The 25,490-nt window shown below is 36.9% G+C and carries 23 protein-coding genes; 6 read left to right on the top strand and 17 right to left on the bottom strand.

From position 1 onward, the window contains the following. Positions 1-4: 4 nt before the first annotated feature. From ACGHCK_RS05740 to ACGHCK_RS05750, 3 genes are all read right to left on the bottom strand, one after another. On the bottom strand, positions 5-241 hold the full coding sequence (locus tag ACGHCK_RS05740; protein WP_251421184.1) for a helix-turn-helix transcriptional regulator: 237 nt from the start codon (positions 239-241) through the stop codon (positions 5-7). Positions 242-595: 354 nt separating this feature from the next. After that, positions 596-790, bottom strand: coding sequence for a hypothetical protein (locus ACGHCK_RS05745; protein ID WP_251421186.1), 195 nt, complete (start codon positions 788-790; stop codon positions 596-598). Positions 791-807: 17 nt separating this feature from the next. Then, the gene (locus ACGHCK_RS05750; protein WP_251421188.1) at positions 808-1,014 is read right to left on the bottom strand and encodes a hypothetical protein; all 207 of its coding nucleotides are present in this window, start codon (positions 1,012-1,014) and stop codon (positions 808-810) included. A gap of 292 nt (positions 1,015-1,306) precedes the next feature. On the opposite strand from ACGHCK_RS05750, the gene ACGHCK_RS05755 reads away from it, so the two are divergent. The 3 genes from ACGHCK_RS05755 to ACGHCK_RS05765 all read left to right on the top strand — a co-directional run bounded on the left by ACGHCK_RS05755 (position 1,307) and on the right by ACGHCK_RS05765 (position 2,841). Further along, positions 1,307-1,648: a helix-turn-helix domain-containing protein gene (locus ACGHCK_RS05755; RefSeq protein ID WP_251421190.1), complete on the top strand. Its 342-nt coding sequence runs from the start codon at positions 1,307-1,309 to the stop codon at positions 1,646-1,648. An 8-nt stretch (positions 1,649-1,656) separates the two neighbouring features. Then, entirely contained in the window at positions 1,657-2,097 is a 441-nt protein-coding gene (locus tag ACGHCK_RS05760; RefSeq protein WP_271327983.1) for a hypothetical protein, read from the top strand. A gap of 177 nt (positions 2,098-2,274) precedes the next feature. Continuing rightward, complete coding sequence (locus ACGHCK_RS05765) at positions 2,275-2,841, top strand: hypothetical protein (protein WP_251421194.1); 567 nt, start codon at positions 2,275-2,277, stop codon at positions 2,839-2,841. A gap of 188 nt (positions 2,842-3,029) precedes the next feature. Here ACGHCK_RS05765 and ACGHCK_RS05770 read toward each other — a convergent pair whose 3' ends face one another. Then, entirely contained in the window at positions 3,030-3,131 is a 102-nt protein-coding gene (locus ACGHCK_RS05770; RefSeq protein ID WP_251421196.1) for a type I toxin-antitoxin system Fst family toxin, read from the bottom strand. A gap of 137 nt (positions 3,132-3,268) precedes the next feature. On the opposite strand from ACGHCK_RS05770, the gene ACGHCK_RS05775 reads away from it, so the two are divergent. Then, positions 3,269-4,387: a tyrosine-type recombinase/integrase gene (locus tag ACGHCK_RS05775; protein ID WP_251421198.1), complete on the top strand. Its 1,119-nt coding sequence runs from the start codon at positions 3,269-3,271 to the stop codon at positions 4,385-4,387. A 558-nt stretch (positions 4,388-4,945) separates the two neighbouring features. On the opposite strand, the gene ACGHCK_RS05780 is transcribed toward ACGHCK_RS05775, so the two are convergent. The 11 genes from ACGHCK_RS05780 to ACGHCK_RS05830 form a co-directional block, all read right to left on the bottom strand. Next, entirely contained in the window at positions 4,946-6,796 is a 1,851-nt protein-coding gene (locus tag ACGHCK_RS05780; protein ID WP_202230250.1) for a BglG family transcription antiterminator, read from the bottom strand. 69 nt (positions 6,797-6,865) lie between these two features. After that, on the bottom strand, positions 6,866-8,320 hold the full coding sequence (locus ACGHCK_RS05785) for a glycoside hydrolase family 1 protein (RefSeq protein ID WP_251421200.1): 1,455 nt from the start codon (positions 8,318-8,320) through the stop codon (positions 6,866-6,868). 21 nt (positions 8,321-8,341) lie between these two features. After that, positions 8,342-9,595, bottom strand: a complete 1,254-nt coding sequence (locus ACGHCK_RS05790) for a PTS sugar transporter subunit IIC (protein WP_251421202.1) — start codon at positions 9,593-9,595, stop codon at positions 8,342-8,344. Further along, entirely contained in the window at positions 9,588-9,935 is a 348-nt protein-coding gene (locus ACGHCK_RS05795) for a PTS lactose/cellobiose transporter subunit IIA (RefSeq protein ID WP_251421204.1), read from the bottom strand. The genes ACGHCK_RS05790 and ACGHCK_RS05795 overlap by 8 nt, the downstream gene beginning before the upstream one ends. Before the next feature lie 28 nt (positions 9,936-9,963). Continuing rightward, positions 9,964-10,278, bottom strand: coding sequence for a PTS sugar transporter subunit IIB (locus ACGHCK_RS05800; protein WP_251421206.1), 315 nt, complete (start codon positions 10,276-10,278; stop codon positions 9,964-9,966). Between the two features lie 816 nt (positions 10,279-11,094). After that, entirely contained in the window at positions 11,095-11,775 is a 681-nt protein-coding gene (csn2, locus tag ACGHCK_RS05805) for a type II-A CRISPR-associated protein Csn2 (RefSeq protein ID WP_251421208.1), read from the bottom strand. 4 nt (positions 11,776-11,779) lie between these two features. Then, a complete protein-coding gene (gene cas2 / locus ACGHCK_RS05810; protein WP_202230244.1) occupies positions 11,780-12,109 on the bottom strand; it encodes a CRISPR-associated endonuclease Cas2 in 330 nt (109 codons plus the stop codon). Further along, positions 12,106-12,996, bottom strand: coding sequence for a type II CRISPR-associated endonuclease Cas1 (gene cas1, locus ACGHCK_RS05815; protein ID WP_202230243.1), 891 nt, complete (start codon positions 12,994-12,996; stop codon positions 12,106-12,108). Before cas1 ends, cas2 begins: the two co-directional genes overlap by 4 nt. Positions 12,997-13,239: 243 nt before the next feature. Next, positions 13,240-17,538 (bottom strand): type II CRISPR RNA-guided endonuclease Cas9, encoded by a 4,299-nt coding sequence (cas9, locus tag ACGHCK_RS05820; RefSeq protein ID WP_251421210.1) that lies wholly within the window; start codon positions 17,536-17,538, stop codon positions 13,240-13,242. Between the two features lie 409 nt (positions 17,539-17,947). After that, positions 17,948-18,628, bottom strand: a complete 681-nt coding sequence (locus ACGHCK_RS05825; RefSeq protein ID WP_251421212.1) for an acetolactate decarboxylase — start codon at positions 18,626-18,628, stop codon at positions 17,948-17,950. Between the two features lie 21 nt (positions 18,629-18,649). Continuing rightward, positions 18,650-19,381 (bottom strand): epoxyqueuosine reductase QueH, encoded by a 732-nt coding sequence (locus ACGHCK_RS05830; RefSeq protein ID WP_251421214.1) that lies wholly within the window; start codon positions 19,379-19,381, stop codon positions 18,650-18,652. A 232-nt stretch (positions 19,382-19,613) separates the two neighbouring features. On the opposite strand from ACGHCK_RS05830, the gene murT reads away from it, so the two are divergent. Together murT and gatD are read left to right on the top strand one after the other, a co-directional pair. Then, complete coding sequence (murT, locus tag ACGHCK_RS05835; protein ID WP_271327985.1) at positions 19,614-20,963, top strand: lipid II isoglutaminyl synthase subunit MurT; 1,350 nt, start codon at positions 19,614-19,616, stop codon at positions 20,961-20,963. After that, a complete protein-coding gene (gene gatD, locus ACGHCK_RS05840; protein ID WP_251421218.1) occupies positions 20,963-21,742 on the top strand; it encodes a lipid II isoglutaminyl synthase subunit GatD in 780 nt (259 codons plus the stop codon). Before murT ends, gatD begins: the two co-directional genes overlap by 1 nt. A gap of 144 nt (positions 21,743-21,886) precedes the next feature. Here gatD and ACGHCK_RS05845 read toward each other — a convergent pair whose 3' ends face one another. Together ACGHCK_RS05845 and ACGHCK_RS05850 are read right to left on the bottom strand one after the other, a co-directional pair. Further along, complete coding sequence (locus ACGHCK_RS05845) at positions 21,887-24,544, bottom strand: FtsX-like permease family protein (RefSeq protein ID WP_251421220.1); 2,658 nt, start codon at positions 24,542-24,544, stop codon at positions 21,887-21,889. 4 nt (positions 24,545-24,548) lie between these two features. Then, a complete protein-coding gene (locus ACGHCK_RS05850) occupies positions 24,549-25,250 on the bottom strand; it encodes an ABC transporter ATP-binding protein (protein WP_202230236.1) in 702 nt (233 codons plus the stop codon). Positions 25,251-25,490: the final 240 nt, after the last annotated feature.

Consider the following 25,490-nt stretch of genomic DNA (forward strand, 5'->3'; position numbering starts at 1 on the left):
TTTTCTAGCGAATAACCGCTTTTAGCTTTTTCAACTCCTGTCTGTATTCAGGCGTATGCACATACTGCATAAATTCTTCTAACTCTTTAAAGCGAATTCTACTACCGCCCATAAATATCCCTGAGCGGAATTTAGGTAGCATTGCCATTTCTTTCTTTCGCCTGTAAACCGTAGGAGCTGAGATACCGAATTTATCTGCGATGTCTCTAGTAGTTAAATAATCATCTGGTTTGTATGTCATTTGAATCTCCTTTCTATTTACTTATATTCGTAGTTTCTCGATTACTCCTCTGCTATAATTAACTTGGACAGAAGGATGAGTTCTGTCTAGTTTATAGAAAGGAGGAGAATATATATGATCTACATCTGTAACAAAAATGCTGATGACAAGGGAAGACATGAGGTCCACGTTTCTTCCTGTACTCATCGACCTTTGCCAGAAAACACTCTAGAACTTGGTTACTTCAATTCTTGCCATGAAGCAATTAAGTCTCTTGAAGAATCAAACAAAGGTAAAGAGTTCAATTTTGATGGATGCTTCTACCGCTGCAAGCCATGCCATCATGGTTAATATTTTCAAATTTGAAGAACTAGCTTACGCTGTTTCTTTATTTTTTTGTACAGTTTGACGATAATCTTCAATTGATCTAAATTGAATAACTTCTTCTAGATGTTTCATGTATTGCCGTTTAATCCCTGATTCAATTATTAGCTGTTGTTCAAGGTGCTCAATAATTTTGATTAGTTCTTCTTTAGAACGCTCGCCATAGCTGATTTTTACCTGTGCCATTATTTACTCTCCTCTTTCTAGTTAAGTTCCATTGGGAATATTTCTGTTAACTTCGCAAGTATTTCAACAGCCTTAGGACCACCGTCCGTTTTGTTTAAAGCATTGCGTAGCTGTTGCTCACTCGTTCCCTCAAGTGCATAAGCTAACGATTTAATAGAAATACCTGTTTTATCGCGATAATTATTCACTGCTGTACGATATTTTTCAAGTGCTACTTCCGTCATTTTTCCGCTCCTTTCAAAGTATTTGTAAAGAGAAAATTATATTATTTGCTATATAACATTTGACATATGAGTACAAATATCATACAATGAATGCATAGTTAAAGAGCCTATTAAACACTTTACAAAACTTGCTTGGCGGCGTTGTTCATTTAGTATTTATTTAGGTTTTCTTTATCAAAAATATAATTTTTCTTTACAAGGACTATTGTATTATATCTGTACACAAATGTCAAGTGTTTATGTACTTTTTTCATACAATATTTTTCTTGTACTGTCTGAAAGGTTGATACAAGTGAATTTATACGAAAAAATAAAAGAACTTGCAGCTCAAAAACATATCTCAATTCGACAACTTGAAGAAAAACTTGGAATTGCTAATGGGACTATTCGCCGATGGAATAAAACCAATCCATCCGCTGCTGCAATTACCAAAGTAGCCGACTACTTCCACGTTTCTGTAGACTACTTACTTGGACGTAAAGAATTGCCAGAACAAAATTTTTCTCCAGAACTCAATGAAGCTATAGATAATGCTGAAGCTTTTGAAGGCACTCCTCTCACTGATGAAGATAAAGCAATACTACGTGGAGTTATTTCTGCATATTTGGAAAATAGAGATAAAAATAAAAAATAAGGATTTTAATGGACTGGAAAGACATTATAAAAGAGACCGGGATTGAAGTCATCTGGGTCGATAAAGACTATTCGAAAAGTGGTAGCTTTATTGCTAAATGTCCTGAGTTCCCACATGGCGCAATAGTATTGGGCATAGGATTAGAAGAAATAATGGTTGAGCCTGTTGCCCTGCATGAAATAGGTCATTTAGTTGCTGGAACAATGCTCACCGCAGTCAATAATCGATTGAAATGTATCACACATAATAAGAATGAGGCTAAAGCAACCAGATACCTAATTCACAGTATATCAAGCACCTTTGTTTCTGAGAACGAAGAAAATCTTGCTTATGCTACTGCTTCTAGATTACTTGAACATCTTCACATTGCGCCCACATTTGAAAACATCCAAATTGCAGAACAAGAAATTAATATCGCCCTTGAAAACCAAAGGGATTTAATTTTTTGAATATTATATTACAAAATAGATACTTTTGTATAATTTAATTGTTTATTGTTTCAATTAGATAATAAAATTTACATTGAGTTTTAGAGTTAAGTTAAATTGAATGGTCCTAAAACAATTTTTTTGAAAAAACGCCCAATCCTTGAATGGCACAAAAAAGCTAGGTGGAAAGTTTATACTATGTCTTATATTTTAGTCATCGTCATGCTCACAGCTCTCATTGCTGCCATCGTTTACTTTATCAAGAGAAAACGGAAAGCTGGATTAGTCGCTTTAGGTGTCGCTGCTGTTAGCTTTATAATTATTGGCATTTCTCCTAGCCCAAGCGAAACAGAATCAGCCAAAGAATCTGAACCAAATACCGAACAAACTGGCGCTGAGCAGGCTAAGAAAGATGAAGAAGCCAGAGCTAAACAGGAAGCAGAACAAAAAGCTAAAGAAGAAGCCGAGGCCAAAGCAGCTACTGAAGAAAAAGCCCGAGCTGAGGAAGAGGAAAAACTTAACTCCTTTCACCAAGGGAGCGAATGGCTTCGAGTATATCATGCACTGGTTTCTAAGGGTTATACTGTTGAAGCAAGTTTCACTGACGATGAAGCTGGTAGATTCAAAGCAAAAATTAACGGCAATCCTATTGACATAGTTAAAGATTTAGACCCAACTAACCAAGAAGACAGGCTGTCTGTTGATGCTTTCGTGGTAGATAGTATCACTTTAGATGGTAATGTGGCAAAAGTAATAGTGAATTAGAACAAAAAAAGCCGCCTAAGCCTTGGCAACTCACAAAATTTGACAAATTCGGTCGTTATGATATAATAATCTTAACGAAAATAAGTTGAAGCATTGCTTCACCATTTGACCGAGGGACTGCCAAAAACCCTCGGTTTTTTATTTTAAAAATAAAAAAACACCCCTCTGCCAAAGGGGTGAGTAGTGGACTAGCGGCGCTTACGCCAGTCTTTCAACCAGCCCTTGACCAGCTCAAGGACTGCTCCGACCACTATCGGAGCGACAACTGATACGAAAATAAGTTGAAGCATAGACTTCACCTCCTCCCTAAGGCGTGATTGCATCAGAAAGGTGCGCCGAAAATTATTATAGCATAGTCTGAGTTAAAAATAAAAAAGCCGTCCAAGTTTGGCGACAAGGGGCGGTAATATCATGAGGTAAAAATCAAATGTGGGTAGAAGATTTAAACAACGGCAAATTCAAGTACTGCGAGCGCTATACAGACGTTAAAGGCAAAACACGTAAAGTTGCAGTCACTCTTGAAAAAAATACTGACAGAGCCAGAAATGAAGCTGCCAGACTACTTTATAATAAGATTGAAGCAAAGAAAGAAAAACAACTTCAAGAAAACGATACTTCTTCTATTACATTTTGGGAAGTCCAAGATCAAGTTCTCGAATTAACAACAGAAACAGTAAAATCAAGAACAAATGCCGCACGAGAATCTGTAAAAAAGAAAATCAGAGAACATATAACCAAATATACCTTACTTAGTGATATTAGCTCTACATATATTCTAGATATTCTGGAAAAACTATACTATAAAAAGAACTACTCCTTCCCCTATATAATTAGTATAAAGGCAGGTTTTAATTTGGTGCTAGAATATGCTGTTGCTAAAGGATATATTCAAACTAATCCCATACAAAAAGTAAAAATAAAGCGAAAAATAGAAACCCTTGAACAGCGAGAAGCAAAGAAAAACAAGTACTTAGAACAGGAAGAATTGAAGGACATCATAAGACAAATGAAAGTCATTCATAAAACTACAGCTCTCATTATAGAGTTTATGGCTTTAACTGGACTAAGGTACAGCGAGTGCGTTGCTATACAAGAAAAAAATATTAAAGGAAATATTTTACACGTAAACGGCTCTTGGGATAATATAACTTATAAAAAAATTACAACTAAAAATTTATATTCCGATAGAAAAATTGTGCTTACTCAACGCTGCCTTGATATCATTGATGAACAATTAGCTATAAGTAAAGACTATTATAAAGGAATGAAGGAAAATTATATATTTGTTAATCGAAATGGAACTCCTGTACTCATTTCAACAACAATCGACAGACTAAAAAAGTTGGATACTAATAAAAAAATTACAACTCATATATTCAGACATACCCATATTGCTCTTTTAACTGAACTTGGTATACCTCTAAAAGCTATCATGGAACGGGTAGGACATAGCAACCCAAATACAACTCTTGCTATTTATTCTCACGTCACAGAGAAAATGAGCCAAAATATTATTGAAAAACTAGAAAAAATAGACCTCCAATGAGATCTATCTTTTGTTTAAAAAGGGGCAGAAAAAGGGGCAGAAATTTGATAAAAGTTGATAAAATTTGATTTATTTTATCTCTCACCAAAAAATCAAAAGGGTCTACAAAGCCTTTTACTAACTACATTTGATTAAAGGTGTATTATTATGACTACATTACACCATTCATTTCCTTAATAAAAAGTCTATTGCTTTTATTATAGCATAAAATCGCCCTCTCTTAGGCGATTTTTTTAGTCTAAAACTCTTATCAATTATTAAAACTTCACTCACAAGTTGTGAACAAGTATTCTTTTCGCTCCCTGATTTCGAGTTCTCTAAGTGATGTCCAAACCATTTACTTGCAGTCTTTATTCATAGAAGAATCCCTGAATTTCTCACTTTATATTATGAATGACTTTGGCAGACAAAATTTTGTTCTGAATTCATTTTTATAATGTCACCATTCATGTGGCAATTCCATTCTTTTGCCCCGAGCTCTTATCTACTTGATCATGATAAATAAATAATTAATTAATAAAAAAACAGTGATTGAGCGAAAAAACTGAGGATTGTTCCTTATTCTGAAAGCAGTTCAATCATTTTTTCAAGAATTTCTTCTCTACTCTTGCTTCTTTTTAAATAATCGACATGATATTTTTCTGTTAATATTTCGATGAGAGCGGGAAAAAGTTGATTAAAACATTTGGAATCTTCAGGATTAATCGTAAAACTAATGATAAGGTGGATGACTTGATTGTCCCAATAGAGAGGCTCTTCTGGCTTCAGTATGAGCATTCCTGTCTTTTTACCCTCGTATTTTATGGAATGAGGTATAGCGATACCACTACTAAAAGTTGTTGGAGACAAACTCTCACGTTCAAATAGTTTTTCAACAAAACCCTTCTCAGAAAAGCCATTTTTAAAAAACCATTCGCCAATCTTTTCAAAAATCTCTGACTTTTTAGGTTCTCCTTTTAATTTCAAAAAAGCATTTTCCTGAATCAGTTGAGGTAAAAATGTACTCAAAAAATTTCGATATTGCTTATGATTGATACGGTCAATAGCTTCTCTAATGCGCATAAAATCTTTTTCCGTTAAGAATTCATGAATATGTACATACTCATACTGGTGTTCCTTCAATCTTTTACCAGATGATAGGACAAGGTCAACATCCTCTACAGTTTTCAAACTATTTGCCACAAACAAAAGCTCATCACCAAAGCGTTTTTCTAAAAGTTCAAGAACTCTGTTTTCACGATTAAGGTAGTCTGATATTTTAAGTTGGGTTCGTATCTTACTGGCACTTTGCTTTTGGTCGTCTAAAAAAGAACCAAGATGAAGTGCTAAAAAGGCTATTTCATCTTCCTCAATTTCGATGTCTAAGTCAAGCGCAATGAGTGAAGAAAGATAGACTGCTATATCAAACAAAATAGGATAACGCACTTTTATTTCAATGACACTCAGATTTCTTTTCACTTTCTTATCCTTCACTCTGTTGTAAAGATTTTGAGTATGGAGAAGCAAGCGCATGAGAAATTTTTCATCTGTGAAATCTATTAAAAAAACATCACTGATTTCTTTTAAGGCCCGATGAAGACTGTCTGATACTTCTTTAGCAACATATGTGTCAACCTGTTCATGATGATATCCCTTTTCTCCGTCACAAAGTAAGGCAAGTTCAAGTTTATCTTTCTCTCCTAAAATAATGCCATAATTTTCCAAAAGCCACTGTGAAATCTCTTCAATCATTTTTAAAGATGGACTGGAGAAACTTTGTTGTCCTGTTAATTTTTGCTGATGTATAGCAATAATCAAGTGCAATATAAAATTTTGGAAAAAATAATTGTTGACATAAAAGCTATGACGTTTAAAAATAATCCTACAAGCTTCTGTCATTTCTGATAGGGAAATTTCTCCTAAAAATCTTTGCATTTCTTCTTCCAAACTATGGATACTGTCCCCTTGTTGCCGGATTAACCGCATGATAAGATGACGCTTTTTATTATAGTTTCCTTTTAAATAATAATGGAAATCATGTTGAGAGATAAATAACCCCTCATCGCTTATCATCTTTTGTAACACACCCATATCTTGGCGTATTGTTGCATCCGAGACCCATAGTTTTTCTGACAACTCAAACAGACTAACTCCCGCCTCATCGTTTTTCAATAGTAATTGTAATATTGCAAAACGACGACTATTTATAGAATCATCAATTTGTCCCCCCTCAATTTCTTGTTGCGCATTATACTTATAGCCTTCACGACTTGTTTCAATAAGTTCTGGTGTTTCCTCATTAAGTTGTTTTACATAGTAGCGAATGCTCCGATCGGTCACCCCCAACATCTTAGATAACTCTGCACCGGAAATAAAGTGTTGTTTCCTATTCTTTTTCAGGTATTCTAAAAGAATTTCTTTTTTCTTCATCACTTACTCCTGTTTATTTATTTTTTCATCAAAAATAGGACAGTATGCCAAAAAGGAGTTAAAAACTCCTTAAATTTCTGCACCATTTGTTGCAATAACCCTTTGATACCAACCAAAACTATCTTTTTTCAAACGTTTTCCAGATCCCTTGCCTTCATCATCAATATCAACGTAGATAAAACCATAACGTTTAGACATCTGTTGCGATGAACAACTCACAATATCAATCGGTCCCCATACACAATAAGCAATCACTTCTGCACCTTCATAAATCGCATGCCCAACTTGCTCAATATGTTGACTTAAATAATCTGAGCGATAATCATCGTGGACCTTATTATTGATTACTTCATCATACATGCCGAAGCCATTTTCTGCGATGATGATTGGTTTTTCATAGCGATCCCAATACTGTGATAAGGTATTATAAAGCCCTTTAGGATCGATGTTCCAACCCCACGGGTTGGCTTCCAAATGTTCGTTACGAGTAACATCATAAGGAATATGAGTATTTTTCGATGAATCCACCATTCGTGAGAAATAATAAGAAATCGCTAAATAGTCCATTGTATTCTCACGGAGTATCCGTTTCTCCTCCTCAGTTATTTCAATATGCAAGCCCTTTTCAGCAAAATAATTTAGGGCAACTTTTGGATATGCTCCTCTAAATTGCACATCCGTAAACATATATTGCATCCTATTGTGCCAGAGCGCAAGACTGATATCATCCGGCTTACATGAAGCTGGATAAGCGGTGCCATCCGCTACCATTGTCCCCACTTGGAGATCTGGTAGGTTTAAAGATTTAGCGTATTTTTGGATCAAAGCCGAAGCTACCATCTGATTGTGAACACCTTGATACAGTGCTTCTTCTTCGTTTTCATACTGGTCTTTACAGATGCCAAGAGAAAGAAAGGGCTCCACTTGTATCATATTGATTTGATTGATCACTATCCAGTATTTTACTTTTTTACCAAAACGGTCAAGTAAGACCTTACCATAACGCACAAACATTTCAATAACTTTCTTGTTTGCCCAGCCTCCGTATTCTAAAGTTAAATGAATTGGTGTTTCATAATGAAGCATCGTAATGATTGGTTCCATACCGACTTGGCGTATTTTATCAATCATTTTTTCATAATGTTCAAGTGCTGCTTCATTCGGCTCTAGTTCATCTCCCTGAGGGAAAACTCTAGACCAATCTATTGAAGTTCGAAAAGCTTTCATTCCTGTTTCTGCCAGCATTTCCAAGTCTTCCTCATAGGTATTATAAAAATCTATACCATGACGTTTTGGATAAAAATGTTCCGTATCCGTAATTGCTTTCCTTACTTGTTCTAAGGTCATTCCTTCTTGTTCAAGACGTTGAATCTCCATGTTGTCTAATCCTTTGTGATAGGGTTGGACATCAGAAGAATTAGGCATTTTACCATCTTGATTGTAAGCTCCATCAGCTTGTGATGCAGCCTGTGCGCCAGCCCAAAGAAAATCTTCTGGGAAATACGGGTATTTATTGTTTTTCATTTTATGCTCCTATTTTTTATATTAAACTTCATCTTCTTCAGCCCATTCTAAGTCTTGCTGCACAGCTTGTTTATCATAGACTTTGAAAAATGGGAAATAGACAATCCATGAAATCATAAAGTAAACAAGAACAAAGACAACACCAGCGACAGAATGAGTAATCAACCAACCTGCTATCGGTGCAGGTGTATACCACATTTGGAAAGGCATATATGGTATCGGAACAAGTCCAAGCTTCATCACTATCCAAAGTAAGATTGGTCCTAATAAACCATTAATCCAAAACGGAAGCATAAGGATGGGATTGAAAGCAATCGGTGCGCCAAAAACCAGAGGTTCATTAATGTTGAAAATCGAAGGGACAATGGAAGCTTTACCAATCATACGTAAACGCTGTGATTTAGCCATAAAAGCCATCATAATACAAAGCGACAGTGTTGCACCACCACCACCGATAAGTACCAGTGTCACAGCCTCAACAGTAAAAATATTTGTCGCTGCTTGACCATTTGCGACGAGCTGCTGGTTCTCAGCAATGGCAGGCAACATAATAGCATAAGAGACGGGTGTGATAACCCAACTTGAAATCCCAAATGAATAAAGGAAAGAAAAACCAAGGAAAATCAAGATTGTCAAGCCCCAAAAGCCTTGCCCCAAGTTCACTAGCGGATTAAAAATAGAATTAATGACTTCATAGATATTGATTTTAAGCTGGAAGGTAAAAAGCCAACCAATACTTAAAACAGTGATAATCGGAAATAAAGTATTAAACCAAGTAGCAACAAAATCAGGTAAAGCTGAGTCTTCACTTATAAATTTAAGTTTTGTAAAAACGTCCATGATTAAACCTACAAAAAGCCCCGCCAACAAAGCTGCAATCATGCCCCCAGTGCCAAAAGTATTGATGTCAAAGCTGATGATGCTCGTTTCTGGATTGATTGTTGGAAAAACAATCATCAGGAAGAAAGCCAAACCGGCAAGCCCTGCTTGTTTTTCAATACTCGTGTGTTTCTTTTGCTTCATAAGAGCGCTTGGAATCAAGTAAGATAAGAAAATTGAAAAGAGTCCAAAAGAAAAAGTTGAAATCATCGAAAAATCAGGAAACCAGCTCACATAAGTGGTCACAATCGATAAAATTGTTGCAAAGGAACCAATCAAAATCATCGGCATACCAGCTAAAATTGCATCTTGAATGGCTGCAACCCAAGCGTTTTTGGCGAATTTATTTACTTTCGGTGCAAAAGATTCCGTCATCCACCCCATAAATTTATCCATTTTCTTTTTCCTCCAGTCGTTTATAAAGCTTAATGATTTCTTTCACTAAGTTGTGTTCTGTTTTGACCGTCATCACATGGTCTTGAGCATGGCCGAACAATGATGAATAAGGAATTTCAATTCCTTCCGCTTCCTTTTGTAGAGTTGATGTCTGTGCACGATGGGCCGCTATAAGCTCATCATTAGCTTCTTGCATCATTTGATCTGCTTGAACAAATTCTCCTTGTGATGCTTTATCTGCTGCTTTAAAGATTGCTTCACGTGCATTTCCAGCATGTAAAATTGCGCCCATTGAGACCATAGCAAGATCATCTCGTTCAACAGTTTCTATATTTTCCATATTTTCCTTTAACTCCTTGCTTTCCTTTTTACTCTGCTTCAAACTGCTTTAGAGCAAACTCAATGAGTCCTTTACCGTCAAGCGAACCATAGACACGCTGGGGGATGATATTATACTTCACATTATTAGCCTCACATAATTCTTTGACTTCATCAATCATATATTTTAGATGGGGGGCAACCAAAAGTAAGTCTGTTTCCGGAAGAAGCGATGCAACTTCAGTTTCACTTTTTGCTTTAACTTCAACGTCTGCACCCAGCTTTTTAGCGGCCTTTCGAGCTGCTGCTGCCATAAAACCCGATGATGCACCAGCACCACATGTTAAGAGGATTTGTTTCGTCATATGATTTCTCCTTTTTTCTTTCACTAATCCCTGAGAGCACTTCTAAAAACTCATACTTTGTCACTTTAGCTCAAATTTCCGGCCTGATATCAACGCTCCTCACACTCGAAAATCTTATCTCAGAGGCAAAGAGCAGCAGCTTTTTATAGATATTCTCAGCTTATGAAAGTATTTCTTTGATGATTTCATTCTAGCACGATATGTTAGCGCTATCTTCTATTTTTATTTCCTAGTATTAGGAAACTTTTTTAACCTGTCTGATTACAAAAATAAATTGCTATAAAAGTAAAAAGGCGACTGCTTTCAGTCACAATACGCAAGAAAAAGTGCTTGACTCACAAAAAAAGACCAAGCAAGAGCTTGATCTTCATTTGATTTAACACGACTCTAAAACACGGAATGACGCAGAGTGCTGCTTTTGAGAATTTGAGAACTATTCAATTTAACACGACTCTAAAACCGCAAGTGTCGATTGGGTCAGTGAAGTTGAGTTTGAGAACCATTCAATTTAACACGACTCTAAAACTTTAGGAAATCCTAGCATCTCAGCAACATTGTTTGAGAACCATTCAATTTAACACGACTCTAAAACAATGGAATGACATCGATATCCCATTAGCAAGTTTGAGAACCATTCAATTTAACACGACTCTAAAACTCGTCGACGTCGCTTGTCACGTTTCTTGCTGTTTGAGAACCATTCAATTTAACACGACTCTAAAACCTCAAATTTTCATAATTGAAATTTTAGATCATTGTCGTTCGGCAGACGAATACCTTCAAAACTAATGGTTCAATCGTATTTATCTGTTCTAATTATATCACATTTTCCACGACAAAATAGTCTTCATCAACGACAACTCGCTTCAAATTTTTAAGTTCTTCTACTTCTTCACTGTCTAAAAATAACACCGTTTGCTGGTTCAAATTCGCCGTTTCAATAATCAACTGATAATCCAAGGCAGGCATAAGTTGGCCCAGACCATAAAAAATAATCAACCCCTGGTGGTTAAATTCCTTCAAAACATTCAAAATCAACTGCGTACGTTCAAAAATAGAACTTGTTTCATCTTTGATTCTAATCTTCAAAAATTTGAACAGTTCTTCAACTTTATAGTTATAAGAGATATCTAGCTCAATATCTAAATCTTCAAAAATCTGACGATTGAAATATTCAACCGTTTGACCATAGGTCGCTTCAATAACCGTTTTTTCATTCATATCCAAGGTATCGATGATTCTCTTGAACAACATTTTCTTAATGGTCAAATTATCTAAATCAAATAGCAAAGGATGTTGAACTACGGTCACATTTTTTAAGGATTTAAAATCATCATTAAAGAGCAAAAACCGATAATCAGGATCAAGTCCCTTGTCCATTTGATAAATCGCATAAGCAAGCTGGCCATAAATATCAACAGATTTGACCACCAGCTGGTTAGCCTGATTTTTCAATAACTGCACTGGTGCATCTAAAATCGGAAAATTAATATTCATACAATCATCCTTCCCCTAGAAAGACCACGCGCGCGTCAGAATTAGCCACAGTCTGATTGCGTTTGCCCAAAATATAATCCATTGAGGCAAACTGCTTCTCTGTGACCTTCAGAATAACTACATGTCCCTCTTTGGGCTTATTTTTGAGTACGCGCGATTTAACTGTGTTGGCCTGAGTATTGTTCAGCGTTAGCTTGCTGTACACGGAATACTGAAGCATGACCCAACCTTCACTGATTAAGAACTTCCGAAATTTGGCATAGGCCTTACGATTTTCTGCCGTTTGCATAGGCAAATCAAAAAAGAGTAATTGACGCATATATCGATAACTCATACTTTCTCCATATTTTCCCAAGTATATTCAAAAATCGGAACCTCATTTGACGCCTTATGCAGGCAATCAATGACTTTTTTCACATAAATTTCAGCAATATTGATTAAATATTTATCCTGACCTTCAAAATGATAGGTGCGATTATAGATTTCAAAAAGTTGACGTTTGATTTTGGGAAATTCTTCTATGCGATTACAATACACAATTTCGTCAATGAGTGGCCTGAAGGGTTCCATAAGGTCACTTGCAAGATTGTAATGATTGAAGACATTGCTGTGCTTGAGACCTAGCTGTGTCAAACAGCCATTTTTCACAATTTCCCGAGAAAAAATAGACAGTAAAAGGGCATAACCATAATCAAGACTGGCATTGATATCATTTGTTTGCTCACGAGTAAAATTTTTGCCAAAAAGTCCATTAAAATAAACTTTGGCTGCGTGCCCCTCACGGTTGCTTTCATCGTATAGATTGAGTTCATTGATATAACCCACAAGCATACCGTATTCCGTTTCTAAACCTTGGGATTTCAAATGTCTTGCTTGATTAGTGATTTTTTGCTTAATGACCGCTGTCCATACTGTCGCTTGAATGTCTTCCGACCAAGCAATTTGCTGGGCAATAGCTCGGCTTGAATCATGACTGCCGTAATAAGCTTGCAACTCCGCTGAAGGCAGGCGTTTTTCATCACAGAAAATCAATTTTATTTTGTAGCTGATGAGTTTGGCCACTAAAGCTGAAGTGATAACAATATCAGTAGTTTCAAGCATGAGAGTGTGAATTTCAGATAAATGGATTTTTTCAATCCTGTTAGCTGATTTGTAAATCAGAGCGTTATTTTGATAAGACAGCTTACTGTGTTGATTGACAACAACAATTCTCCAGGTCATAATGTTTGCACTTTCTGTTTTGTTTTGATACAATGTCTGTGTTAAAAAATACTTGAGAACTATTCAATTTAACACGACGAAGTTAAAATAAGCCGATGTATGAAACAATCCATCTGAAAGAAGTGCGTAATCAGCTCTCATGAGTAGGTCTGTCATCGGGCCGTTTTTTTTTTATTGTTCAAATCAAAAATCAAGAAAGACTTGCGCCAAATTTGCTCAAGCCTTTTTGACTTCTTTGGATAGCTATTTTAATTTTTCTCTGGTTTCGTAAAGTCCTGTTACGGATTGATGAATCAAAGTTGATTCTGTCAAATCCATACCATATTTCTCAGTATTCAAAGATTTTTTTCCAGGTTTATTTTCTTCTTGTTTTTTCCAAGTTCTTTTGAACATTTTAATCAAGGATTCAATTTTTTCATCTAAGTTTTGATTTTCAAATTTTTCTTGTTCTGAACCATTCAAAATACTCTCTACAGAAATACCTTCAAACTTTCCAAGAGATGAAAAGAATTGATTATCAGCAACAAATTTCATATAAGATTTGAACTGTAAATTCAACTTCTTATGCAACATGTCCTCCCCAATCTCATGCTTAAGAGCTTCGATCCCTTTAATATTCATATCTATCACATTTTTATCTTTGCTTCTTGAAGTCTGCAGAATCCTGCTCAACAACTGATACTCCTCACGCGTTGCATGGTACTGTTTAAATGGCCATGTAAAACTATATGAGGTTATTAACCGTTCTTTTTCGTCTGCCATTACTACCTTAGAATTATTTGGAATTTTACCTCTAACTATCTTGATATTTGAAAAATCTTTGAATTGTTCTTGAAGATAATCCAGAGTATTTTTTTCAATCCTGGATTTAAAAACAACCGGAACACGGGCTAAAGTTATTTTATGATTTCCTTTTTTATCAGTATATGAAAATGCAATAGAATACGCTGAATTAAGATTATCAAAACCGCCATATTTCTCAACACTCAGATGAGTTTTTAAAGGAATAACCCCTTTCGTATCTCTATTTTTATTTGTCCCACCATAAAGACTTTCATCAGAAAATTTTCCTTTGTGTTCCTCAGTTTTCTTAACCACATTGACCTGCTTATAGCTCATAACTTTATCAATAGTGTTCAAAGCTTCATTCCGCTTAGCAATTAACTCACCTGTTTCAAGATTCACCCAATTTTCTTCTCGCATTGTCGTTAGGAACTGACGGAAGTTATTCTTGCGTGTCGTTGCGTATTTGCCCAGTTGTTTGAGAATTCCTTTATCATATTGCCCATAAACCAAAATTTTGCGCTGATTTTCTGGGAATGTCAGGTACAAATAATTAGCCACAACACCATTCAAATAAGCATCATGCGCATGATGGTAATCATTGATTTCACGGACTTTATAAAAACCCTCATGCAGCTTTTCTTGTACAAATTTACCATCTACAATTTTGCCACCAGCCTCTAAATAAGCCTGTAGTTCCTTTTCCGTGAGTTCTTCTTTAGCCAGATAAATCACACCTTTACGAAACTGGCTGGTCAAGCCGGCTTTAGGAGTCAAAATTTCAGTTTTATTCTCTTCAAAATAAGCGGTCAAAATTTGCGCTACATTTTTGGTGATTTGCCGAGTTTCGACGAGCTGGCGATTGATAAATCCAGTCAAATCTTTTTCACTCGGTTTATCGTCCTTCCACTGGTCTGCTTTGGTCAGGTTAGCATATTTTTTACGAGAAATCATGCCGGCATCAAGCAATATTTTCCAGTAACTACGCATGTTTTTAACCACTTCGCTAGATGGGACATCGCCACCTTTTTTCTGATTACTTTCCCTTGAAACAAGTACTTTATTATCCCAAGAGTTGTCTGTAGTATAAGTTTGCGGGATGATATGATCGACTTCATAACTGGATAAATGACTTAAATCTAGCGACTCTCCAGTATACATATCACGGCCGTTCTGCAAGTAGTAGAGGAAAACTTTTTCATTATCAAAATTTTGATTTTCATCTAATTTAATAGCATCACTGAGATTTTTTTGCAGGTCCTTAATCCTATCCACCCGCTTTTTTGTGCGTTTAGAGGTTTGTTTTTCACGCGCCATTTCAATAACCACACGGCTGATGTTCTCCTTGCCCAAAATCTCGGTCAGCTCATCTACAACTTTCAAACTCTGCCAAATACCGCGTTTGATGGCAGGACTTCCTGCTAAATCAGCCACTAAATCATAGGATAACTGATTGTTTTTGAGCTTACCCAACTGGGCTTTTTCAATCTGCTCAGCGAAAGTTTTGGACTTGTCGTTAATGAGCGACATGAAATTTTGATTATAATCATTGGCCGTGCGCAGATAGTCCATAATGGTTTTGCCGTCGTCTGTAAGGCCGTCCAAAAGTCGACGAGACAAACGTCCCCAGCCTGTGTAATGTTTCTTGGACAGCTGGCTAACTTGTTCAGGAGTAAGTAACTGACCCCTTTCATCGTTGAACTTCTTGATTTGCCGTTTGAGGATTTGATTGTCTTCAAAAATCGTTTGAAATTCTACTATTCTGTCAAAAAAGGCTACATTTTGTTTAATCAGCGCTTCGTCATCAACCACGCGCAATAAGTCTTGATAGGTGGTCATTTTGGTGTTAAAATTATTTTGAAGTTTATCTACGCCAAAGAACATTTCTTTACTGTAGGGTTCTTGCGTGATATTATTGCTGACTAGGCATTCATAAACATCTCTTTTTGAAACTGACCGCTTTTTCTTCCAAACTTTATCAATAAGGAGTTTTCGCGTTTTTGCATCAAATGGGTTTCTTCCATGATCAAAATAACCTGAAATCATCAGTTCTTGTAAGACAGTAAATTCTTGATACAAAAGACTATGTTGAGGTAAGACTTTTTCTTCGGGCAAGTAAGTATCAAAATTGGTCATCCGTTGAATGAATTCTACTGCTGATGCGTCTTTATCTACCACATTTTCAATATTCCAAGGCGTAATTTTTTCATCTTTTTTATCTGGTCGTTTTTGCATCCAAGCAAAACGAGATTTGTCAGATCTTTTCTGCCCAATTTCTCCCTGATTGGCAGGTGTCAGCGGACCAACGTAATAAGGGATCCTGAACTTCATTAAGGTTTGAATCTTGTATTCATTGCTGCCTTCAGCTTTTTCTTCAAGGAAAGCAAATTGGCTGGCTTGTTTTTCAATGATTTTGACCAGTTCATGTTCATGCACCTGATAAGGAATGGCACCATTTTTGAACATGCGTTGCTTAGGCAAATAAGTTTCAAGTTCTATTTGCTTGAAGATGTCTCGGACTTCTGGCAAATCTTTAAGTGGCTCTAAAAATTTGACCAAATATTTGTAGAAATTTTCTTGTGTAGCATAAGCCAGTTTTGGACCCTTATCAAAGCCTTTAACATAAGCTTTGTAATTGTTTTCCAAGTTTTTCTTGAACATTTCTGCGTATTTTTCTGCACCTAAATGCTCACGTACAAGAGTTTTCAGAGCTTTTAAATCACGCGCATGATTGTCATATTTTTCAATCATCGCAAGGCTCAATGACGGTTGTCCATTCATGATACCTGCCAAAATCATAGACTCATAAACTGCTTTAGCCTGTTGGATAATGATTAGTTCTTCTGGTTCTAAAACAGCTTCTAACTCGCCGTATTTCTCGTTAAAATTTTCTTTTGAAAAATATATATCTTTCGGCATGTCTTCATTCATTTTCTCAGCATACTCTGCCTTATCAAAAATGCCCGAAATATCTACTTTATTTCCAACAATGGCCTTGAAAATCGGTAATTCTTTCTTAAAGCCTAGAATATCTTTTGAAATCTGTTGAGACTTAGTAGATTTTGATATTTTTTCTTTGAGTATTTTTTCAATTTCAGATAATTTGCTACTGTCAAATTGCTCAACATGCTTACGAAATTCAGTTTCTTCAAAATCCTCTCGCCTAAAATAATCATTAAGACTACTAAAAAGCCTCTTAAGATTATCTTGAATGTTGATATTTTCAACATTCATCGGCAAACCCTCTTGAATAAAATGTCCTCGAAATTTAAGAATATGATGCATAGCCAAATAGATCAAACGTAAATCACTAACCTGATTATTCATCAAATGATGTCTCAAATGATAAATGGTCGGAAATTCCTTGTAATATGCCTTTTCCTCTGCTTCTGTTCTGAACAGTGGGTACTTTACAGGGTCTATTTGCTTATCTTCCAGCCATAAAAAGGACTCATTCAAGCGGGCGAAAAAGTTCGGATCTTGCTCGGCCATTTCACTGGAAAAAATTTCTTGTAAGTATAATAAACGCTCACGACGACGTTTCAAACGTCTGCGCGTACCTCTTTTCCCACGTGCATCCGCAGCTACTTGTCCTTCTTCAAATAAACGCACACCCCAAAAATTTTTGTGCACACGTTTGTCTAGACCGCCCACTTTCATTTTCTTGCTGACCAGACTAAAATCATCCTTCAAAACAGCCCAGCCGACAGAGTTTGTCCCGATATCAAGACTAATCGTGTAATTTTTCTTTGCTTTCATACACACCTCTTCAAATTTTTCTGTTCTACGTAATCATCGCTGAATAAAAATTATTTCTAGTAACATATTTTAATTTCTTATCCCCTTTTGATTACGCTTTCACAAATATTTTAACATATTCTCTCATGTTTTTAAAAATAATATTTTCATTTTTGTATAGGCATCACAATGACCTAAAGCTGCGCTAATGCTTATCAGGTTAGTTAGAGAAAAAACAAAAATTGGCTACTTTTGAAATCACTCTCCCTGTAGCATTAAAAAAATATCACTCATACTTGGCAGAGACAAAATGTAGAATTTGATAAAATTTTCAAACAAAAAATCGAGAGTGTCACTCTCGATTATTTCTTATATGAGCTCAACTTTAGGGAGACAACGTTTTTGTGACTTTTTGTACCAGAGATGAAATTCAATCAAAACGCATGGCTTTGAAATTTTCATTTTCTTGAGGAAATTCCTGTTTTATTTCCCCAATCTGACCGACTTCAACAGTAATCTGTCCTGAGAGAAATTCTGTCAAATGTCCGCCAAAGGTCTTGTCATCGCTTAAAAAGTGTAAATGAGCCCCATCACCATATAAGTCCTCCAAAAACTTAGGCGACCAAATCCCAACAATCGTTCCTGAGATATTTTTTTCCATGAAATATGGCTGTTCAGCCAATATTTCCAAATAATCCTTCGTATTCTTTGCGGGTTTTGAGCTAATTTCTACAACATCAAAGTGTCCTATCATTTTTAGACTGTAGGCTGTATTGCGCGTTGGGAACTTTTCTGTCAAGTCATGCAAAGTCTGCATCGTTAGACCGTTGACCTTATAAGTCGCAAAGGGTTGGTGATCAAGCACTGCAACATAAGGCAAAGTCTCTTCTGGCTTAACTAAGCGTACTTGATTTTCAGAATTGCCGTGATAAGCAGTACCGTCAATAATAATTACTTCTCCATCAGCACCATCTAAGGTACCAATGCCAATTTGTCCATATTTTAAAGCTTCTCCAGCAGTTATGGTTCCTTCGTAAAAACCACCATAAAGGGTATTAAAAGAGCCATGCTGAAAAATCGCACTCATTTTATTTATAAAACTTTTAACCATAAAAGCATTATAACATATACCCTATTTTTTGTCATCTGTTTTATTTATAAATTTTACCGCACTTTTATGTATTTCTTTAAGATTAATACCTTGCTGACGTGCTGCAAAAATGCAGCCACAGTAGCATTGACGGTAGATATCATATGCTTTGCACATCTCCACAGAGCGTTTCCAGCCATTGTTTTTCTTGAAGTCGCTGGGCAAATAGTGGACAGCATAGATTTTTTGCATGTCCAGACCAATCTCATTAATAAGCTGTCCGTTCTTTTTAGGGCTTAGTGTAATAGCTGTACCAAAGTAATCATAGCCAAGTTCTTGCGCCTTTTCTGCGACAATATCTAAACGCATCTGGAAGCAAGCTGTACAACGGGAAGCGCCTTCTGCTTCAGCTTCCAGATTGTGTAGCTTCACCATTCTCATAAATTTATTTGGTTCATAGGGTGCGGCAAGGAAAAGAACATTGTTTCCTGTTCTTTTATTAAATTCCTCAACAAAGTCTTTCTGAACTTTCTCGCGACGCTCGTACTCACTCCGCGGGTGTATGTTGGAGTTTGAAAAATAAATCGTCACCTCAGCACTTTGACAAAGATACTCTAAACTATAGGTCGAACAAGGAGCGCAACAAGAGTGCAGAAGAATTCTAGGGCGAAGCCCTTCAGCTTCCCAACTTTCACGCATTTTTTGATAGACACGGTCATAGTTAATTTTTTGATGAGGATTCATCTTTTCCAGTATCTCGTTAGCATTTTTCATGCTCTTATTTTAGCATATTTTATCTCAAGAGTTTTTGGGAGTTTAGCCTCTATAAAACTTTTCTTTTTAAGCTTTCAATCTTTACTGATTTATATTTTAAAACTCTTCCACCCCTCTCTACCTCTGACCACATTGAATACTTTTTATTTAAAACTATACAAGCCTATACTTCTTCTTTAATGCAGGAACTTTATCCTCCTCAAGCACCTAATCTATGGTATAATATCATATTATGACTATGAAAACTTCATTGGCAACTTTAGTTGGAAAAAGCTCACGTTTGATTTTGGAGAAAGTTTTTAAACGTGGCAGCACTTTGCCAGGTAAGATTGCTTTAAAATTTGATCCTGAAATTCTGACCAGTTTGACGAAAGATTATGAAATTATCGTAATCACAGGAACAAATGGTAAAACATTGACGACAGCCTTGACAGTTGGTATATTAGAAAAAGCTTTTGGTAAGGTCGTAACCAACACTTCTGGCGCTAATATGATTACAGGGATCACTGCGACTTTCTTAACTGCCCCTAAAGTAAAAAAAGGCAAGAAGGGTTTTGCAGTCTTGGAAATTGATGAGGCATCTTTGCCAAAAATCACGGAATACATCAAACCTTCTCTTTTTGTCTTCACAAATATTTTCCGAGACCAGATGGATCGCTATGGCGAAATTTACACAACCTATGACTTTATCGTGAAGGGAGCGGCCAATGCACCAGAGGCAACTGTCTTGCTCAATGGAGACAGTCCACTCTTCCATTCTCGTCCATTGGTAAATCCTGTCAAATATTATGGTTTTGATTATGAAAGTCATGAACCCAAGCGTGCCCACTATAACACAGAAGGTGTCGTCTGTCCGGAGTGCCAGCATATTTTAGACTATAAACTTAATACTTATGCTAATCTCGGAAATTATATTTGTCAAAACTGTGGTTTTAAACGTCCTAAACTAGATTATTATGTATCAGAACTGACTGACATTACAAATACTTCTTCTCAATTTGTCATTGACGGTACTTCCTATAAAATTAACGTTGGAGGCCTCTATAATATTTATAATGCCCTCGCTGCTGTCTCTGTCGCTGAATTTTACGGAGTTCCTGCTGAAACAATCAAGGCTGGCTTTGAACAGTCCAAAGCCGTCTTCGGTCGCCAAGAAACGTTCAACATTGGCGAGAAAACTGCCACTATCGTTCTTATAAAAAATCCAGTCGGAGCAAATCAAGCGCTGGAAATGATGAAGCTTGCAGACTATCCCTTCACACTGGTCACCCTTCTCAATGCCAATTATGCGGACGGGATTGACACAAGCTGGATATGGGATGCTAATTTTGAACTGATTCATGATATGACTATTGATCAGATATTTGTTGGTGGCGTGCGTTACAGCGAAATGGCCAGACGTTATCGTGTATCTGGCTTCGATGAGCGCAAAATTCATGAATTTGAGTCGCTCAGCCAAGTACTTGAAGCAATCAAAAATCAAGCGGACAAGCACATTTATATCTTAGCAACCTACACAGCCATGTTAGAAATGCGTGAGCTTCTGGCACAAAACCACCTGATTGGAAAGGAGCTACACTAATGGTTTATACTTCTTTAACATCAAATTTAGACGATCCTAAATATGACCTTCGTGTTGCCCACCTTTATGGTGACTTGATGAACACCTATGGTGACAATGGCAATATCCTCATGTTGAAGTATGTTGGCGAAAAGTTAGACGCTAACATGACTTTCGACATTATTTCTCTGGAAGATAAGTTTGACGAGAACTTTTACGATTTGGTCTTTTGGGGCGGTGGGCAAGACTACGAGCAAGAAATTATTGCAGACGGCTTTAAAAATATAACAGAACCCCTCAAAGCCTATATTGAAGCAGAAAAACCAATGCTTGCCATTTGTGGGGGTTATCAAATGTTGGGGCAGTACTATATCAATGCGGCAGGTAATAAAATAAACTGCACAGGCATCTTGCCACATTATACGAAAAATCTAGGCAATGACCGTTTTATCGGTGACATACAAATCCATAATGAAGATTTCAACGAAACTTACTATGGTTTTGAAAATCACTCAGGCATCACTTATCTTGGTAAAGGGGAAAAGCCTTTAGGTAAGGTCGTTTATGGTGGCGGCAACAATCCTGACGACGACACCGAGGGACTTCACTATAAAAATACTTTTGGAACTTACTTCCACGGTCCCATTCTCTCGCGTAATGCACGTTTAGCCTACCGTCTCGTAACAACTGCCCTCTATCAAAAGTACGGGCAAGACTTGGAACTTCCAACTTTTGAAGACATCTTAGCCCATGAGGAAAAGGGGCAACAAGTCTCTGACCTTAAACGCAAGGTGGATTAGTGTTACAGCAGAAACTCTCAAGACTGCCGAAAAATAAGAGTAAATCATGAAAACAAAAAATGGAACCTTAAAGAGAAGACGGTTCCATTTTTTTATTTTCAGATAAAGTGAACTTTTACTATCTTTTTATGTCAATACAAGCTATTAGTCAATCGACTTCAAGGCACCTAGCATATCAACCTTTTTAAGTTTCCGATGAACAACCACACTCAGTCCTAAAGTTGTTGTTAAAGTTATGATAGTGGAAAGTAAAAGGTTACTCCACAACAGATTAGGATTAAACATCGTTAAATCTGTTGGCAGCATCGTGATAATCACATGGTGGAAGTAAGCCCCCAGACCAAAACCAACCAATATACCTAGAATGCTTAATAAAATAGTTTCTCGATAAATATAAAGAGTGACTTCTCGGTCGTAAAAACCTAAAACTTTAATGGTAGAAAGCTCCCTAATTCTTTCTGACACATTGATATTGGTTAAGTTGTAAATCACGATGATAGCCAGCAAAATTGCACATCCTATCAGTACAAACATGACACTATTGATACCATGCAAGAAAGCATCAATCGTCTTTTGCAAATCGTTATTTTGTGATACGGTAATCGCTCCTGGGCTTTGCATAAAGTCCACCGCCACTTTTTGACTCGCTGAATGGGAAGCATCTTGAAGCTGGAGGAGATTTGCATTAGGACTAAAATTTTCACCAAAAACTTTTTTATAATAGTTCTGATTCATAAACATATAGTGTCCCATATACATCTCAGCGATACCTGCAACCTTAACTTTTACTTCTTTATCGTTGGTAGTTTTCAAGACAACCTCATCGCCGACTTTAGCACTAAGAAGTCCAGCTAGTTTTTCACTGAGAATTGCCCCTTGATTCGATAAAGGCAAGATTTTCTGACTGATGCGATTGCGCAAAGTAACAAAGTTCCCAAAGTCTTGTTCATTTCCTGGTACCATAAGACTAATGTCTTGTCTGTTGTTATGAGCCTTTTGATGTAGCTGCTCAAAATGTACAGTCTCATACGCTTTGATATTCTCTGAGTGAAGGAAATGGTTGAGCTCGTCCTGCTCTTTTTGTGTTAAACTCTCTTGCGAAACAGCAAGCATATTATAATGTAAAATCTCTCCAAACTGTTTCTGACCTAGCCCTGAAATGGAGTCACGAATACCAAAGCCCATAACAAGGAGAGCCGTGCAGCCAGCTACACCCACAATCGTCATCAACATGCGTTGCTTGTAACGGAAAATATTTCGTGCTGTAACCTTATAAGTAAAGCTCATGCGTGACCAAATAGGCTTGATACGTTCCAGAAAGATGCGTGACCCTGCTTTAGGCGCTTTTGCTAGGAAAAGCGTTGCAGGTACACCACGTAACTCAGCCTGCGTTACAAGATAAGCAGGTAAAACCGTGCAGGCCAACGCAATCACAAAGGAAACAACTGTCCAAAATGGGGAAAAGGTCAAAATTAAGTCAGAAAAAGTTGACGATGCAGAGTAGGCATTGAAAACCACATAGGGCAGCACAATATGTCCTAATATTGTACCTACTGTTGCCCCTGCACAGGCAGATACAGCACCATATACAAGGAACTTCCTTCTAATTTGTGTATGAGAGTAGCCCAGTGCCGTAAGCAAGCCCATATTTCCTCGTTCTTCTTCTACAAAACGAGTCATTGTCGTCAAACTTACAAGTACTGCTATTGCAAAAAGAACAACGGGAAAGATGTCAGAGAGAGTATCAATCCTTGTAGAATTATCAATGAAGTTCTGATAACCAGGATTGCCTTCTTTACGGTTGTTCACTGTGTAGACGGGAAGAGGAAGATGCGCTAGCTTTTCTTCCTGCTCCTGTAGCTTACTTCTACTTTCTTCAAGTTTTTCCTTGGCTTCATTTAGGCTATCTTGCATGGCTTGAAACTGTGCATTATTCCCAAATAGAAGCTTCTGCTGATCCAGTGATACTTTCGCTTCTCGAAGTTTTTCTTCCTCAGCAGTGAGTTGCATTAAAGCCTTGTTTAGCTGCGCTTGTGGCTCACTTTTTATGTCCATCAAACGTTTCTGAGGTTGTTTGGCCAGCAAAGTTTTTAAAGCCTCTTGATAGTAATCGGATGTTGACATAAATGTACTGTCATAAGGACTAAGACCTTGCATAGATTTAAAACTTAAACGGGCAATCATATACACATCTGACTGAAAGACTTCAGGAGAAACAACGGCATAACCACTAAGTTGACCCGTTCCGACATTGGTTTGCCCGTAAAAATTTTTATCAACAAATTCACTTGATTTCACGAAACCAACCAGTTTAAATTCATGTGTTTTTAAAATAGAGCTGCCATTATTTTTGCCTTCAGTTACACGAATAGTATCTCCAAGCTTGTATTTATCTTGATGAAGAAAGTCCAAAGCCATTTCATTCTTTTCTTCTGGCATTCTTCCTGATACAAGCTCGTAGGTCGAAAGCTTTTCCGCTTGCGAAAAGAGTCGGAGAGCAGTCTTTTGATCAGGAAGAAGGACATCTTGAAAATAGCCAAAATCAGCTGTTTGTAGGCCTTCCATCTGACGGATAAGTGCCTGATCAGAACTATCTAAACCAACTGTTGAGGTCACACTCATATCAGCCAAATGATGGCGTGCATAAAATTCCTCAGCTGTCGCACGCATATTGGGACCAGATAACTTTAAGCCAACAAAAGCAAAGACACCTAAAGCCATAAGTGAAAAAATAGACAGAAAACGTCCCAACGAGCCGGTAATGGAACGTCGAATACTTTTATGGAGTGTTTTTGTTTTCATAGCATTACCACTCAATCATTTCGATATCTAAAGGTTTCTCATTGACTGTGATTTCCTTAACTTTACCATCATGAACATGAATAATACGATCCGCAATTTGGCTAATCGCAGCATTGTGTGTCACAATGATAACTGTTGCCCCCTGAACCCGTGCCATATCTTGTAGTATCTTCAAGACCTGCTTTCCTGTTTGATAATCTAAGGCTCCAGTTGGTTCATCACAAAGAAGAAGCTTCGGATTTTTAGCAATGGCACGTGCAATAGCAACACGCTGTTGCTCACCACCTGAAAGCTGTGAAGGAAAGTTGTCTAAACGATGCCCAAGTCCCACACTTTTTAAGACCTCAACAGGATCCATAGCATTCTCAACAATTTCTGAAGCAAGCTCTACATTTTCCTTTGTCGTCAAATTATTAATCAAGTTATAGAATTGAAAAACAAAACCAACATCCCGCCTACGATAGGTAATCAACTCCTTAGCAGAAAGTTCAGCAATATTTGTCCCATCTATGACCACCTGACCCTCATCACTAGAGTCCATTCCACCAAGGATATTCAAAATAGTGGACTTACCTGCACCAGAAGTCCCTAAAATAACAGCCAATTCACCTTTTTCAATGCTAAAATTCACATGGTCATTGGCATATATTTCTTCTCCTCCAGATTGGTAAATTTTTGATTCGTTTATTATCTCAATATAGGACATGTGTTCCCCCTGTAAGCGTTTGTATTACTCTATTATACCATACTCTCACCCCTCATTTTATTGGTTTAATTACAAAAAAACGCCAGCCTAAAAGCTCACGTCTTCTTATATTCGGCTCTGTCAACTCTGCGGTGGTAATCGCTAAAAATGAGTTAGAGTGAGTATGAGAAAGTTGCCTTGGGGCAGCTTTTTTTTAGTGCTTCTTGACAAGAATTTGTTGGAGTAAAATCCGTTTTCTGA

It is taken from the genome of Lactococcus muris (assembly GCF_042849115.1).
Classification (GTDB): Bacteria; Bacillota; Bacilli; order Lactobacillales; family Streptococcaceae; genus Lactococcus; species Lactococcus muris.